Origin of the sequence: Paracoccus sp. SY (genome assembly GCF_002901215.1) — a bacterium.
GTDB lineage: Bacteria > Pseudomonadota > Alphaproteobacteria > Rhodobacterales > Rhodobacteraceae > Paracoccus > Paracoccus acridae.
Window position 1 is genome coordinate 75089 of the sequence record NZ_NWMQ01000010.1, and the last position, 14122, is coordinate 89210.

The following is a 14122-nucleotide window of genomic DNA, read 5'->3' on the forward strand; positions in this document are numbered from 1 at the left end:
ACCTTCTTTCCTTCCCCCTCTATATCGGGTCAGCGGGGCGGGCCTGCAAGTTCCCGCAGACGGGCGATCAGGGCGGCCGGATCGCCTGCGCGGTCATCCAGCACCTGCCGTGCCGCCCGCCCCATCCGTCGGGCCTGCGCCGGATCGCCCGCCAGACGGATCACATGGTCGGGCAGGCTGGCGGCGTCAGTCCCCTTTGCCCCGCCTGCCTGGTCCAGGACGGCATAGGCATCGCGGAAATTGCCGACATGCGGACCATGCAGGATCGCGCAGCCATGGGCCGCAGGTTCCCACGGGGTATGGCCGCCCCGGTCGGTCAGCGACCCGCCCACGAAGCACAGCCCCGCCGCCGCATACCAGCGGTCCATTTCCCCCAGGGTATCGGCCAGCAGCACATCGCCCCCCTCACCGCCTTCCGAGCGACGCTGGAAAGCGATGCAACGGTGCCGCAGCAAACCGGCCACCTCGTCCCCGCGCTGCGGATGGCGGATGGCCAGGATCAGCCGCAGATCGGGAACGTGACGGCGCGCCTGCTGCCAGGCATCCAGGACATGAGCCTCCTCGCCTTCATGGGTCGAGGCGGCCAGCAGGACCCGGTCGCGCGCCTCCGAAGGTTCGGACGGCGCAATCCCGGCAGGCGTCAGCAGCTTCAGATCCAGGCGCGGCAGGACCGCCCCATCCGGCAGGCCCAGCGAACGCAGCCGCGCCTCGCTGTCCGGGTCCTGGGCGGACAGCGCCGCAAGCCGCCCCAGGACCTGTCCGATCAGTGCGGGCAGACGCGCCCAGCGGGATGCGGACCGTTGCGACAGGCGGGCGCCGATCACCGCCTGGGCAATCCCCCGGTCGGCCAGCGCCTGCGACCGCAAGGGCCAGAATTCGGATTCGACCGTGACCTGCAATCGCGGCGCGACCTGTGCCAGGAACCGCGCCAAGGCCCCGGGCAGGTCCAACGGCGCCAGCCGCGCCTCCATCCCCCAGCCCGCAGCCATGTCGCGCCCGGTGACGCTGTTCGCCGTCACCAGGATCCGATGCGTCCGCGCCAGGGCCTCGATGATTGGCCGGGCCGAGGTCAGTTCGCCGACCGAAGCCCCGTGAAACCAGATATCCGCAGGCCCCGGCGCGTCCAGCGCCAGCCGCTGCCGCAGCGCATCCGACCCGCCGGCCTTGGCCCGCAGGCGAAGCGCCGCTTCAAGCATATGGGCAGTGGCACGATAGATCATGAAAATCCGCAAGCGACCTTTGGGCGGCTATAGCGGATCGGCCACAGGTTCTGAAGACCGCCTGGTGCTGCGGAACCCGGCCCCCGGCGTGACGTTGGCCTTGCAACTACATATGGTCAGGAGGTTTCCATGAAAGGACTTGTTGCCTGGTGGCTGGGCGTGCCGGTCATCGTCATCATCATCCTGTATGTTTTCGGGATTTTCTGAGAGTACGGCCAAGCGGCGGACCCTTAGCGAACGACTGATCCCCGGATGATTTGGGGACGGCTTGTCGTCGGGTTCGCCATCTTGCCATCACCCGTCCGCCGGGTGGGCGTGTCAGCACGGCTTAGTGGAAATCCCGCGACTTCGGGATCACCTGGACATCGCGCGGATGGGTCTGGCGGCTGGCGGGGATGGGGCGGTTCACCTCGTCAGCGTGGGACATGGGCAGGGCCAGCCGTTCGTTCGACAGGCGCGACAGCACGTCGCTGCGGTCGATCAGGCTGGCGGCGACGACGTGGATCACCCCGTCGCCACGCTGCACCCGGCCCTTCACGTCGATCAGCCGCGCGGTCATGACGACCTTCCGAAACGCGGCAAAGGTCTTGGGCCAGATCACAAGGTTCGCGGTGCCGGTTTCATCCTCCACGGTGATGAAGCAGACCCCCTTGGCGCTGCCCGGCCGCTGGCGGATCAGGACCAGCCCCGCCAATCGCACGGGGCCACCCTGGCGGATCGAAGGCAGATCGCAGGCAGGGGAATAGCCCTGCGCCGCCATGGATCGCCGAAGAAACTGCATGGGATGGGCCTTCAGGGACAGCCGCAGCGTCTGGTAATCCGCGACGACCTGTTCGCAGACGGGCATCGCGGGCAGGGTGACGGCGGCTTCCCGACCTTCGTCCTCGTGTCCCGCAAACAACGGCAGGTCGGGCGCATCGCGCAACGCCCTGGCATCCCAAAGCGCCGCGCGCCGGTCCAGGCCGGCGGACCGGAACGCATCCGCCGCCGCCAGCCGCCGGATCGAACCCGTGTCCAGCCTTGCCCGATCCTGCAGGTCGGCCAGCCCGGAAAACGGCATGTCCCGCGCCGCAATCAGCCGACCGGCCATGGCTTGTCCCATCCCCTCGATCTGGCGCAAGCCCAGCCGCAGGGCCGGACCGCCATCCACCGGTTCCAGGGTGTTGTCCCAATCCGAGAAGTTCACGTCCACCCCCCGCACCTTGACCCCATGGTCACGGGCATCGCGGACGATCTGGGCGGGGGCATAGAAGCCCATGGGCTGGCTGTTCAGCAGCGCCGCCGCAAAGGCGGCCGGATAGTAATGCTTCAGCCAGGCCGAGACATAGACCAGATGCGCAAAGGCCGCCGCATGGCTTTCGGGAAAGCCGTATTCGCCAAAGCCCTTGATCTGGTCGAAGCAGCGGCGCGCGAAGTCGGGATCATAGCCGCGCCGGGTCATACCCTCGACCATGTCGGATTGCAGCGCCTCGATGGTGCCGCGCGACCGGAAGGTGGCCATCGCCTTGCGCAATTCGTTGGCCTTCTTCGAATCGAACTCGGCCGCGACCATGGCGATCTTCATGGCCTGTTCCTGGAAGATCGGCACGCCCAGGGTGCGGCCCAGGATTTCCTCAAGTTCGGTTTGGGGATGGGCGGGGCCGGGGCGCGGGTATTCGGTCGGCTCCTCCTTGTTGCGGCGGCGCAGATAGGGGTGGACCATGTCGCCCTGGATAGGACCGGGGCGGACGATCGCGACCTCGATCACCAGGTCATAGAAGCAGCGCGGCTTGAGGCGCGGCAGCATGTTCATCTGCGCGCGGCTTTCGACCTGGAAGACGCCGATGCTGTCGCCCCGGCACAGCATGTCGAAGACGGGCGCGGCATCCGGGACGTCGGGGTTCAGGTCCGCCAGGGTCAGCCGCCGCCCGTGATGGACGGCGACCAGGTCGAAGCACTTGCGGATGCAGGTCAGCATCCCCAGCGCCAGCACATCCATCTTGAGGATGCGCAACTCGTCGATGTCGTCCTTGTCCCATTCGATGAAGCTGCGGTCCGGCATGGCGCCGTTGCCGATGGGCACGGTCTCGGTCAGCTTTCCTTCGGTCAGGATGAAGCCGCCGACATGCTGGGACAGGTGGCGGGGCATTCCGATCATCTGCTGGGCCAGCTTCAGGGTGCGGCGCAGGCGCAGGTCGGACAGATCGACGCCCGCTTCGCCCGCCTCGACCTCGCCCATGCTGGTGCCCCAGGCGCCCCAGACGGTCCGGGCAAGCGCGCCGGTGATGTCCTCGGACAGGCCCATGGCGCGGCCGACTTCCCGGATGGCGGAACGCGGGCGGTAATGGATCACGGTGGCGCACAGCGCGGCGCGGTCGCGGCCGTATTTGCGGTAGATGTGCTGGATCACCTCCTCGCGGCGTTCATGTTCGAAATCGACGTCGATGTCGGGGGGCTCCTCGCGGTCCTCGCTGATGAAGCGTTCGAACAGCAGGTCGAAATGGACAGGATCGACGGGGGTGATCCCCAGGACGAAGCAGACCGCCGAATTGGCGGCAGACCCCCGCCCCTGCCAGAGGATGCCTTGCGACCTGGCGAAATCGACGACCTCGTGGATGGTCAGGAAATAGGGGGCGATGTTCTTCCTGGCGATCAGCGCCAGTTCGCGTCGCAGCGCCGCCCGGACCTTGTCCGGCACGCCATCGGGATAGCGCGCGGCGGCCCCCGCCCAGGTCAGTTCCGCCAGATGGTCCTGCGGATCGCGCCCGGCGGGCGCGGTTTCCCGCGGATATTCATAGGCCAGTTCGCGTAGGGAAAAGGTCAGCCGGTCCGCCAGGTCGCGCGCGGCGCGGATGGCATGGGGCCAGCGGGCGAACAGGCGAACCATCTCGGCCGGGGATTTCAGGTGACGCTCGGCATTGGCGTGCAGCAGGAAGCCGGCCCGGTCGATGGTGGTGCCGTGGCGGATGCAGGTCATCACGTCCTGCAACGGGCGGCGGTCGGGGGCGTGGTAATGCACGTCGTTCGTGGCCAGGATCGACAGCCCGCAATCCTTCGCCGCCCGGTCCAGCCGGTTGATCCGCGCCACGTCGTCGCCGCGATAAAGATATGCCGCCGCGACATGGCCCAACCCCGGCAGGCGCGCGGCCAGACCGGGCAGCACCGACAGATCCCTGCCGGGCAGCCAGATCAGGGCCAATCCCTCGGCATGATCGGCCAGATCGTCCAGCGTCAGGTCGCAGACGCCTTTTTTCTGCCACCGCCCTTCGGGATCGCGCATCCTGCCCTTGGAGATCAGCGTGGACAACCGCCCATAGGCCGCGCGGTCGCGGGGATAGGCCAGAAAGCCCGTGCCGCAGGTCAGCACGATCCGGGCGCCGATGATCGGGCGCAGGGCCGCGCGCCGCGCCTCGGCATGAAGGCGCACGACGCCGGCCAGGCTGTTCAGGTCTGCGATGCCGATGGCGTCATAACCCAGACCATGCGCCGTCTGCACAAGTTCGGTCGCGTCCGACGCGCCCCGCAGGAAGGAAAAGGCCGAGGTCACGCCCAGTTCCACGAAAGGCGCGCGCGGGTTCGGGGAAAAGTCGCCCTTCAGCCTGCGGCGGGGCGCCTGGTGGTCGTTCTGGGGCATCAGGCAAAGACCCCGTGTACGAACCAGCGGGGCATCCCGCCCCGCCCGTCGCCCGGCAGGCCTTCGCGATACAGCCACAGGCGGCGGCCGCTGGCGTCCTCGATCCGGAAATAGTCGCGCAGCCGTGTGCCGGGACTGTCCCGCCACCATTCGGGGGCAATACGCTCGGGACCGGCATGGCGGGTCACCGCGATCCGCTGGCGCCGCCAAACGAACAACGCGGGCGGACCTTCCGGAACGGCGTAAAGGACGCGCACCTCCTCGGGGGGGTCGAAGATGCGGAGAGGGCGGTCGGGACGCGGCGCGGGCGGCGGATCGGCCAGCATGGGTTCGGCGCGCCCTTCGGATCGTTCGGGAAGGTGGCTTTCCACCGGCACCGGACGCACAATGGCATCGGCCCCGAACCGCGCCACCAGCCGATCGACCAGGCGCGACAGATGCAGCGCGGCGTCAGCCTTGCCGTCCAGCCCGACCTGCGTGGTGGCCAGGGGTTCGGTCGCCTCGGCCGCAAGCCGGATCAGGTCGAAGCCAAAGCCGGGGTCCAATCCTTCAAGCCGCCCGTCGAAGAGCCGCAGAAGATGCCTGGCCTCGCGCGTAGGGGCAGCGGTCGCCACGCGGATGTCACCCCTGTGGCCATTGACGCGGAACACCGACAGGCACAGCCGCCGGCAGCCGCGATCCTGCCGGGCCATCTTGGCGGCCAGTTCCGCGACCAGACCGGGCAGCCAGTCGGCCGGATCGAACACCGGTTCGGCCAGCCGCGCCTCGGCCACGAAATCCGGCGGCGGATCGGGCGCGGCAAGGGGTTCGGCCAGGTGCCCCATCGCCTGATCCAGCCGGGTCAGCGGATTGTCCCAGGCCGGTGCCCGGGCAAAGCGACGCATCAGGAACAGGCGCGGGATGTTCGCCAGATCGCCGATCCGGCGCAGCCCCAGCCTGCGCAACAGCAGCAGCGTGTCCCCCGACAACCGCAGCGCGGCAACGGGCAGCGGATGCAGATCGGTCAGGTCGCGGCACACGGGGCGGTCGGCCCCGTATCGCGCCAGTCCCCAGGCCGCCCCCCAGGTCGGCGCCAGCGCCACCCGCGCGGTCAGCCCTGCGCGGGCAAGGCGCGTCTGCATGTCGGTCAGCAGTGCCTCCTCGCCGCCGAACAGATGCGCGACGCCCGTGGTGTCAATGACCAGCCCGTCATCGCCATCGGTCGCCGAGAACGGTCCCCAGCGCCGCGCCCAGAACATCAGCCGCGCCAGTGCAGTCGCATCCTCTGCCGGATTGGCCGGAACCACCTGAAGGGCCGGGCACAGCGCGCGCATGTCCACCACCCGCGCGCCACGACGCACGCCCGCCGATCGTGCCGCGTCGTTCAGGTCATGGACGACAGGGCCATGCGGGCCATCGGCGGACAGGACCACCGCCGCATCATCCGGCACCGCCCTGCCCGTCCGCCGCTGCAGGTTCCACCACCGCTCGACCGGCAGCGAGGGCAGAAAAACCGAGGCGATCCGACGTTCCGTTCCCTTCTCGTTCATGGCGCACCAGCCATGCGCCGGGGGGCGACAGGCGGGACCGGAACAACTCCACCCGCCACAGCGGATCGCCCGGCGCCGCGGGATCGTCCTGGCCTGGATCCGACGGAAAGGCCGTCACCCGCCATCGCAGCCGCGCCGCCGATGCATTGGCGGAACCCGCTCTGCGCAGCAGCCAGCAGGGCCTGCCCGCAGCCTCGGCCCGCAAGGCCAGCCGCCGCGTTGCGGTGAAATCCAAGGCCGCCGGATCGCCCCAGATCTCGCCCACCACGGCCGAGATGGCGGGACAGGCCAAAGCGTCCTCCATCGCCGTCAGCACGTCGGCGGGCCGCGACAGATCGGCGCGCAGCAGCCACCGTCCCAATCCGGGCAGGAAAGGCGTCCCTGCCTCGCGCCGCGTCAGCCTGTCCTGCGCCCACAGCACCGGCCCCTCGGGCAGGGACGCCGCCAGAAACCCCATCCCCGCCCCGTCCAGCGACGACGCGCAACTGATCTCGGCCAGGGTGGCGGCGCGCAGGTCCGGCACCCGCCTTGGAGGCGCCAGAGGCCGCAGGACATGAACGGACATACATGACATCAACAATAATGTTTCTGTTTTGTTCTAGTTCCTTCAGAACCGGTCCGTCAACGCCGCTGGGCAGATCGCGCCAAAAATTGCTGGGGATAACAACACGGAAAAGGTCCGTCCGGCTGGCAGTGCCGCCCAAGAAGGCGCAGCCGAACCAAAGAACCGCCGAACCGGTGCCTCGACACGGCAGTTCACCGCCTCGGCAAGCCTGCCGGGCGGCTGGATAAATCTTGGAATGGAAGGTGGCGGACCCGGAGCGATTCGAACGCCCGACCCCCAGATTCGTAGTCTGGTGCTCTATCCAGCTGAGCTACGGGTCCGTCGTAGGGCGGTCATGTAGACGGGTGTTCGGGGGGACGCAAGAGGGGTCGGCGGAAAAAACGCCGTCTTCGTGATTTTATCGTCCCCCGGCCATGCGGCGCATGGGCAGGATCGCCATGTCACGGGGGATATGGATCATGAACTCGCTGCCCTCGCTGTCGCTGCGGACCAGATCCAGGCGGCCGCCATGGCCGCGCACCAGATCGGCGGCGATGGTCAGCCCCAGGCCGGTGCCGCCCTTGCGCGCGCTGCCCGCGAAGGGCTTGAACAGGTATTCGCGGGCCTTTTCCGGCAGGCCCGGCCCCGTATCGCCCACGCGGATCCACCAGTCGCTGTCGCTTTCGCCCGCGCCGATCTCCACCGTGCCGGGCAGGCCCGTGCCCTCGATGGCCTGGCGGGCATTGCGAGTCAGGTTCGCCAGCACGCGATAAAGCTGGTCGCGGTCGGCGCGGATCGTCATGCTGGGGGGAATGTCGGTCAGGAACTCGACCCTGGGGCCTTCGCTGCCGGCCAGGGTTTCGGCCTCGATCACCTCGGCGGCCAGTTGCGCCAGGTTGAACCGGGACAAGGTGGGCGCGGGTTCCTCGGCCCGACCGAAGGCCAGGGTCGTCTCGCACAGGTTCACGGCGCGGCTGATCGAGTTGACCAGCTTGGGCGCGGCGCGCCGGACCTTGGGATCGCCGCTGTCTTCCAGCCGGTCGGCAAAGATCTGGGCGGTTGTCAGGATGTTGCGCAGGTCATGGCTGATCTTGGCGACCGCCTCGCCAAGCTGGGCCATGCGTTCGCGTTGCTTCAACGACGAGGTCACGGTCTTCTGCATCGCCTCCAGCGCGGCTTCGGCATCGCGCAGTTCGGCCAGCCTGGCGTCGGGGGTGATGATGTGGCGCGGATCCTCGGGCGCCTGGGCATAGGACACCATGTGGCTGATGACGCGGCGGATCGGCACCAGGACCAGCCGCTGCACGGCAAGGTTCAGCAGAATCGCCGTCAGGATCGAGAAGGCGGCAGACAGCAGCAGCAAGCGCAGGCCGAAGTCGATCATGCTGGCCCGCAGCGACTCGGTTTCCATCGTGATCTCGATCAGCTGGCCCGCCTGGTTGACAGGGGCGCCGATCACCCGGATCACCTCGTTCCTGCGATCCAGAAGGGCGCGCAATGCGTCGTCGATGGACTGGACCACCCCCTGCTCTCGCAGGTCATAGGTCTCGGTCACTGGTCCCGGAAGCTTCGACTGCAGGACAAGCTGCCGGATGTCGTTGCGCCGCAGGACGACGTTGAAGACCCCGGCATTCTGCAACAGTTCCGATTCCAGGTCGTCGGCCAGCGATTCGTCCGATGCCAGCACCGCAAGGCTGGCGATCTGCCCGCGTTCCAGCCGCGATTCGAGATAGTCCAGCCGGAAGCTGGCCAGTGCCGGAAGAAGGATCAGCACTTCGGCAAGCATGACGAAGATGATCGTCAGTGCGGCGAATCGGCCAGAGATCGTATTCAGTTTCATGTAATCTTGATCATCAGCGCCCGGCATGGCGCGTGTTTCAGCCTGACCGGCTCGGTTTGCACATCAAACGAATGTGATCTGTCGCAGGTTCCTGACAAGGGATAAAGGGGTCTGCACGATTATGCGCCTTATCGGTTGACGGCGGGGATCGTCTGATCTATCCAGCGGGCTTCGAACAACCGGCGCGTCCGCGCGCAGGGTGGCATCTTGCCATCCCGCGTCACCGCCCGCCACCCGCAAACACGACCCCGGAGACTGACCATGAAGCGCACTTATCAACCCTCGAACCTCGTTCGTGCGCGTCGCCACGGCTTTCGCGCCCGCATGGCCACCAGCGGTGGCCGTCGCGTGCTGAACGCCCGCCGCGCCAAGGGCCGCAAGCGTCTGTCGGCTTGATCCCTTGCGGCGGGTTCATCCCGCCGGACCCAAGGCTTCTGCCCATGCCGCCCCTGCCCCATCCCGTTGCCGAAGCGCGACCCGTGGATGACGGCACGGCGGCATTTCGCATGTCGATGCCCCCGATCATTGCCAAGCGCGCCGATTTCCTTGCGGCCTCGCGGGCCTTGCGCCAGGGCACGCCCGGCTTTCTGCTGCAAGCCCGCGACCGTGGCGACGGGCTGCCCTTCCGGGTGGGCTTCACCTGTTCCAAGAAGATCGGCAATGCCGTGATGCGCAATCGCGCCAAGCGGCGGTTGCGAGAGGTCGCGCGCCTGCACCTGCCCGAAGGCGCGCGGCTGGGGTGGGATTATGTGCTGGTTGGCCGCCCCCAGGCGACGATCGACCGCGACTTCGCCGACCTGTGCCGCGACCTGTCCACCGCGCTGCGGAAGATCCATCCATGACCCCGCTGGCCCATCTTGTCGCGCTGCCGGTGCGCGCCTATCGCCTGGTCGCGTCCCCCTGGGTCGGCCATGCCTGCCGCTTTCAGCCGACCTGTTCCGCCTATGCGCTTGACGCGCTGTCGCGCCACGGCGCCATCCGCGGCGGCTGGCTGGCGGCCCGGCGCATCGGACGCTGCCATCCCTGGGGCGGCGCGGGCTATGACCCGGTGCCGGGGGCCGATCCAGACCACGAAAGGCAGTCCCATGCTGGACGACACTGACGACCTGGGCGAGATTCACCCGCTGTTCGCGGGCGCGCCTTCCTCGACCGAGTTCCGCAAGCTGCGCAAGCGGCTGGTCCGCGAAACCCGCGCCGCGATCGAGGATTACGGCATGATCCGGCCCGGCGACCGCTGGCTGGTCTGCCTGTCGGGCGGCAAGGACAGCTATACCCTGCTGGCGGTGCTGCACGAGTTGAAATGGCGCGGGCTGCTGCCGGTGGACCTGCTGGCCTGCAACCTGGACCAGGGCCAGCCGAACTTCCCGGCGACCGTGCTGCCGAAGTTCCTGACCGAACGCGGCGTGGTGCATCGGATCGAATACCAGGACACCTATTCCATCGTCACCGACAAGATCGCGCCGGGCGGCACGATGTGTTCGCTGTGTTCGCGCCTGCGCCGGGGCAACCTGTATCGCATTGCGCGCGAGGAAGGTTGTTCCGCCGTCGTGCTGGGCCATCACCGCGACGACATCTTGGAAACCTTCTTCATGAACCTGTTCCACGGCGGCAGGCTGGCGACCATGCCGCCCAAGCTGTTGAACGAGGACGGCGACCTGACCGTGCTGCGCCCCCTGGCCTATGTGGCCGAGGCCGATTGCGAGCGGTTTTCGCGCGCGATGAACTATCCGATCATTCCCTGCGACCTCTGCGGCAGCCAGGAAGGGCTGCAGCGCGTGCAGGTGAAACGCCTGCTGGACGAATGGGAATCCCGCACGCCGGGCCGTCGGCAGGTGATGTTCCGGGCGCTGATGAACGTGCGCCCGTCGCATCTTCTGGACCCGAAGCTGTTCGACTTTGCCGCGCTGTTTCCAGGCGGCGCGGCGGCATCGCCCGACGACATCCCGCGCCTGCGAGAGGCGTGACGAACGCTGCGGTGGCTGGTCCCCTGGGCCAAATCCGCTTGACCTTTAAGCGCCCCTTCTGTTGAAGCGGCGCGACGGACGCGAGAAGGCTGGTAAGCGATGGAAGACAACAACCGCAATCTGATCCTGGCGACGGTCCTGTCGTTCCTGGTGATCCTGGTTTGGTACACGGTCTTTGCGCCCGAACCGCCCGTGCCCACGGAACAGCCGGTCGCGGTGGAAACCCAGACCCAGGACGTGCCGCTGGCCAATCCGGAAAGCAGCACCCTGCCCGCCGACCTGGGCGCTGCGGCACCTGCCGCCCAGCAGGCCGGACGGGTCCAGATCCAGACGCCTTCGCTGTCTGGCTCGATCTCGCTGGCCGGTGGCCGGATCGACGACCTGCTGCTGGTGAAATACCGCGAGACGCTGGACGACAATTCGCCCAACGTCCGCCTCCTGTCGCCGGCGTCCGCCACCGCCACTGACGCCATCCAGACGGGCGCCGCGAAACCCTATTATGCCGTTTATGGCTGGACCCCCGGACCGGGCGTCGATGCCGCACTGGTTCCCGGCCCTTCGACCATCTGGACGGTGGAATCGGGCGATACGCTGGCCCCCGGTCAGCCGGTCACGCTGGCCTGGGACAACGGCGCGGGCCAGATCTTCCGCCGCACCTTCTCGGTGGATGAGGATTACCTGTTCACCGTCAGCCATGCCTTGCAGAACAACGGCGACGCGGCTTTCACCGCCGCGCCCTATGGCATCATCGCGCGCCATGGCCACCCCGACACGCAGAACTTCTTCGTGCTGCATGAAGGCGCGGTGGGGATGTCGGACGGCACGCTGACCGAACTGAAATACGACAACATCGCCGAACTGGACCCCGTGGAACGCGAGGGTCGGGCCGAAGTGACGCAGGTCACGAACAACGGCTGGATCGGCTTCACCGACAAGTACTGGATGACCACGCTGGCCCCTGCGCCGGGCCAGGCCTTCACCTCGGTCGTGAAATACGCCGAAGGGGCGGACATCTATCAGACCGAAGCCCGCTATCCGATGCAGACGGTCGCGCCGGGCACCCAGGTTTCCGCCGACAGCTATCTGTTCGCGGGGGCGAAGGTCTGGGAAACCATCAACGCCTATCAGGAAAATCCCGGCATCCAGGGCTTCGTGGATTCGATCGACTGGGGCTGGTTCTATTTCCTGACCAAGCCGATCTTCCGCCTGCTGCACTGGCTGCACGGCATGATCGGCAACATGGGCTGGTCGATCATCGCGCTGACCTTCATCCTCAAGACGCTGGTCTTCCCGCTGGCGCGCAAGTCCTACATCTCGATGGCGAAGATGAAGGAACTGCAGCCCCAGATGGAGGCGCTGAAGGAACGGACGGGCGACGACCGCATGAAGTTCCAGAAGGAGATGATGGAGCTTTACAAGCGCGAGAAGGTGAATCCCGCCGCGGGCTGCCTTCCGGTGCTGCTGCAGATCCCGATCTTCTTCGCGCTCTACAAGGTGATCTTCGTCACCATCGAACTGCGCCACGCGCCCTGGATCGGCTGGATCCACGACCTTGCCGCGCCGGACCCCTCGTCGCTGTTGAACCTGTTCGGGCTGCTGCCCTTCGCGCCGCCCGCCCAAGGCACGCTGCTGCATTCGCTGTCGCTGCCGGCGCTGGCCATCGTCCTGGGCATCAGCATGTGGCTGCAACAGCGCCTGAACCCGACCCCGGCCGATCCCGCGCAGAAGATGATCTTCGCCTGGATGCCCTGGATCTTCATGTTCATGCTGGGCGGCTTCGCCTCGGGCCTGGTGCTCTACTGGATCACCAACAACCTGATCACCATCGCGCAGCAATACACGATCATGTCGATGCACGGCCACCGGCCCGACCTGTTCGGCAACATCAAGTCCTCGATCCCGTCGCGTCCCAAGAAGGACAGCAAGTGACGGCGCGTCTGGCCCATATCCGCCGCCATCCGATCAAGTCGATCGGCGGAGAGGGGCTGGACAGCGTGACCCTGGCCCCGGCGCGCCGCCTGCCCGGCGACCGCGAATGGGCGGTCCTGACCGAAGCGGGCGAACGGAACGCCCAGGCCAGCCAGACGGCGGGACAGCCCGACCGCTGGCTGCCCAAGTCCTGCTTCGTGCGCGGCGTCCAGTCGCCGCAGGTCCAAGCGATCAGCGGCGGCTGGTCGGACGGCCGTCTGGTGCTGCGCCAACCGACGCAGGCCGATCTGGATATCGACCCGGAAACCCAGGGCGACCGCCTTGTCGAATGGCTGCGCCCGCTTTGGCCCGCCCATGCCCCGGCACCCACCCGCCTCGTGCGCGGGGCGGCGATCTGGACCGACCAGAAATGGCCCTGGATCTCGATCCTGTCGCTGGCAAGCCTTGCCGATCTTGAGGAACGCACCGGCCGGACGCTGGGCCTGCACCGCTGGCGCGGCAATCTGTGGATCGACGGCTGGCAGCCCTGGGCCGAGCGTGCGCTGATCGGCCAGGTCATCAGCATCGGCAGCGTGGAACTGCGCGTCACCCAGCATATCGGCCGCTGCGAGGCGACAAGCGCCAATACCGACACCGGGGAAAACGACATCGACATGCTGGACAGCCTGGAACGCCTTTACGGCCATACCGACTTCGGCATCTTCGCCGAGGTCGTGACCGGCGGGACCGTCACCCTGGGCGATGAGGTGACGGCATGAAGGTCGCCTTCCCCGTCGCCCCCGAACCCGAAGCGGATGTGGCCGAGGCCGCGCGCCTGCTGTTCGCTGGCCCAGTCGATTTCCTCAAGGGCGTGGTCGCGATGGACGGCCTGCCCCCCGCCGACCGCCCCGAGGTCTGCTTCGCGGGCCGCAGCAATGCGGGCAAGTCCAGCCTGATCAACGCCCTGACCGGCCGCAAGGGCCTGGCCCGCGCCTCGAACACGCCGGGCCGGACGCAGGAAATCAACTATTTCACCTTGGGCGAACACAGCTATCTGGTGGACCTTCCGGGCTATGGCTTCGCCAAGGCGCCCGTCGCCGTGGTCGCCAAGTGGCAGGCCCTGCTCAAGAACTATCTCGCCGGCCGTCCGACGCTGCGCCGGGCCTTCTGCCTGATCGATTCGCGCCACGGCGTGAAACCCGTCGATCACGAGATCATGACCCTGCTGGACAAGTCCGCCGTCCCCTTCCAGGTCGTGCTGACCAAGGCCGACAAGCTGGGTCCGAACGCGATCAAGCCCGTTCTGGAACAGGTCGAGACCGAGTTGCAAAAGCATCCGGCCGCCTTCCCGCAGATCGTCGTGACCTCGTCCGAAAAGGGCCAGGGGATCGCCACCCTCCGCGCGATCATCGCCGGGTTGGACTGAACCCGTCTGGACTGATCCGGCGCAGCGTCCTAGGGTCCGCCCGTCGAAAAAGGGCCTTCAAGGATGAGAACGCAGAAC

At 67.5% G+C, this 14122-nt stretch carries 12 protein-coding genes and 1 tRNA gene; 7 read left to right on the forward strand and 6 right to left on the reverse strand.

Going from position 1 to position 14122, the window contains the following annotated elements; genetic code table 11:
* Positions 1–29: 29 nt before the first annotated feature.
* The 6 genes from CK944_RS10335 to CK944_RS10360 all read right to left on the reverse strand — a co-directional run bounded on the left by CK944_RS10335 (position 30) and on the right by CK944_RS10360 (position 8746).
* Positions 30–1220: a 3-deoxy-D-manno-octulosonic acid transferase gene (locus CK944_RS10335; protein WP_103172985.1), complete on the reverse strand. Its 1191-nt coding sequence runs from the start codon at positions 1218–1220 to the stop codon at positions 30–32.
* A gap of 328 nt (positions 1221–1548) precedes the next feature.
* A complete protein-coding gene (locus CK944_RS10340; RefSeq protein WP_103172986.1) occupies positions 1549–4833 on the reverse strand; it encodes an error-prone DNA polymerase in 3285 nt (1094 codons plus the stop codon).
* On the reverse strand, positions 4833–6362 hold the full coding sequence (locus tag CK944_RS10345) for a DNA polymerase Y family protein (protein ID WP_103172987.1): 1530 nt from the start codon (positions 6360–6362) through the stop codon (positions 4833–4835). The genes CK944_RS10340 and CK944_RS10345 overlap by 1 nt, the downstream gene beginning before the upstream one ends.
* Positions 6253–6927, reverse strand: a complete 675-nt coding sequence (locus CK944_RS10350; protein WP_146038640.1) for an ImuA family protein — start codon at positions 6925–6927, stop codon at positions 6253–6255. Before CK944_RS10350 ends, CK944_RS10345 begins: the two co-directional genes overlap by 110 nt.
* A gap of 243 nt (positions 6928–7170) precedes the next feature.
* A tRNA-Arg gene (locus tag CK944_RS10355) sits at positions 7171–7247 on the reverse strand.
* A gap of 77 nt (positions 7248–7324) precedes the next feature.
* Positions 7325–8746: a HAMP domain-containing sensor histidine kinase gene (locus CK944_RS10360; protein ID WP_103172989.1), complete on the reverse strand. Its 1422-nt coding sequence runs from the start codon at positions 8744–8746 to the stop codon at positions 7325–7327.
* 261 nt (positions 8747–9007) lie between these two features.
* On the opposite strand from CK944_RS10360, the gene rpmH reads away from it, so the two are divergent.
* From rpmH to yihA, 7 genes are all read left to right on the forward strand, one after another.
* Positions 9008–9142, forward strand: coding sequence for a 50S ribosomal protein L34 (gene rpmH, locus CK944_RS10365; RefSeq protein WP_103172990.1), 135 nt, complete (start codon positions 9008–9010; stop codon positions 9140–9142).
* Between the two features lie 44 nt (positions 9143–9186).
* Positions 9187–9588 carry a ribonuclease P protein component gene (gene rnpA, locus CK944_RS10370; protein WP_103172991.1) on the forward strand — a complete coding sequence of 134 codons (402 nt, stop codon included), beginning with the start codon at positions 9187–9189 and terminating at the stop codon, positions 9586–9588.
* Positions 9585–9848: a membrane protein insertion efficiency factor YidD gene (gene yidD / locus CK944_RS10375; RefSeq protein WP_103172992.1), complete on the forward strand. Its 264-nt coding sequence runs from the start codon at positions 9585–9587 to the stop codon at positions 9846–9848. Before rnpA ends, yidD begins: the two co-directional genes overlap by 4 nt.
* Complete coding sequence (gene ttcA, locus CK944_RS10380; protein ID WP_103172993.1) at positions 9832–10710, forward strand: tRNA 2-thiocytidine(32) synthetase TtcA; 879 nt, start codon at positions 9832–9834, stop codon at positions 10708–10710. Before yidD ends, ttcA begins: the two co-directional genes overlap by 17 nt.
* 99 nt (positions 10711–10809) lie before the next feature.
* Positions 10810–12639, forward strand: a complete 1830-nt coding sequence (yidC, locus tag CK944_RS10385; RefSeq protein WP_103172994.1) for a membrane protein insertase YidC — start codon at positions 10810–10812, stop codon at positions 12637–12639.
* Positions 12636–13397: an MOSC domain-containing protein gene (locus CK944_RS10390; RefSeq protein WP_103172995.1), complete on the forward strand. Its 762-nt coding sequence runs from the start codon at positions 12636–12638 to the stop codon at positions 13395–13397. The genes yidC and CK944_RS10390 overlap by 4 nt, the downstream gene beginning before the upstream one ends.
* Positions 13394–14044, forward strand: a complete 651-nt coding sequence (yihA, locus tag CK944_RS10395) for a ribosome biogenesis GTP-binding protein YihA/YsxC (RefSeq protein WP_103172996.1) — start codon at positions 13394–13396, stop codon at positions 14042–14044. Before CK944_RS10390 ends, yihA begins: the two co-directional genes overlap by 4 nt.
* Positions 14045–14122 lie beyond the last annotated feature (78 nt).

What these genes read in the sequence shown, in the direction of transcription:
- CK944_RS10340 (WP_103172986.1), bottom strand. Translation starts at nt 4,833, where the DNA reads ATGCCCCAGAACGACCACCAGGCGCCCCGCCGCAGGCTGAAGGGCGAC.
- rpmH (WP_103172990.1), top strand. Translation starts at nt 9,008, where the DNA reads ATGAAGCGCACTTATCAACCCTCGAACCTCGTTCGTGCGCGTCGCCAC.
- rnpA (WP_103172991.1), top strand. Translation starts at nt 9,187, where the DNA reads ATGCCGCCCCTGCCCCATCCCGTTGCCGAAGCGCGACCCGTGGATGAC.
- CK944_RS10345 (WP_103172987.1), bottom strand. Translation starts at nt 6,362, where the DNA reads ATGAACGAGAAGGGAACGGAACGTCGGATCGCCTCGGTTTTTCTGCCC.
- ttcA (WP_103172993.1), top strand. Translation starts at nt 9,832, where the DNA reads ATGCTGGACGACACTGACGACCTGGGCGAGATTCACCCGCTGTTCGCG.
- CK944_RS10350 (WP_146038640.1), bottom strand. Translation starts at nt 6,927, where the DNA reads ATGTCCGTTCATGTCCTGCGGCCTCTGGCGCCTCCAAGGCGGGTGCCG.
- CK944_RS10360 (WP_103172989.1), bottom strand. Translation starts at nt 8,746, where the DNA reads ATGAAACTGAATACGATCTCTGGCCGATTCGCCGCACTGACGATCATC.
- yidC (WP_103172994.1), top strand. Translation starts at nt 10,810, where the DNA reads ATGGAAGACAACAACCGCAATCTGATCCTGGCGACGGTCCTGTCGTTC.
- yihA (WP_103172996.1), top strand. Translation starts at nt 13,394, where the DNA reads ATGAAGGTCGCCTTCCCCGTCGCCCCCGAACCCGAAGCGGATGTGGCC.
- yidD (WP_103172992.1), top strand. Translation starts at nt 9,585, where the DNA reads ATGACCCCGCTGGCCCATCTTGTCGCGCTGCCGGTGCGCGCCTATCGC.
- CK944_RS10335 (WP_103172985.1), bottom strand. Translation starts at nt 1,220, where the DNA reads ATGATCTATCGTGCCACTGCCCATATGCTTGAAGCGGCGCTTCGCCTG.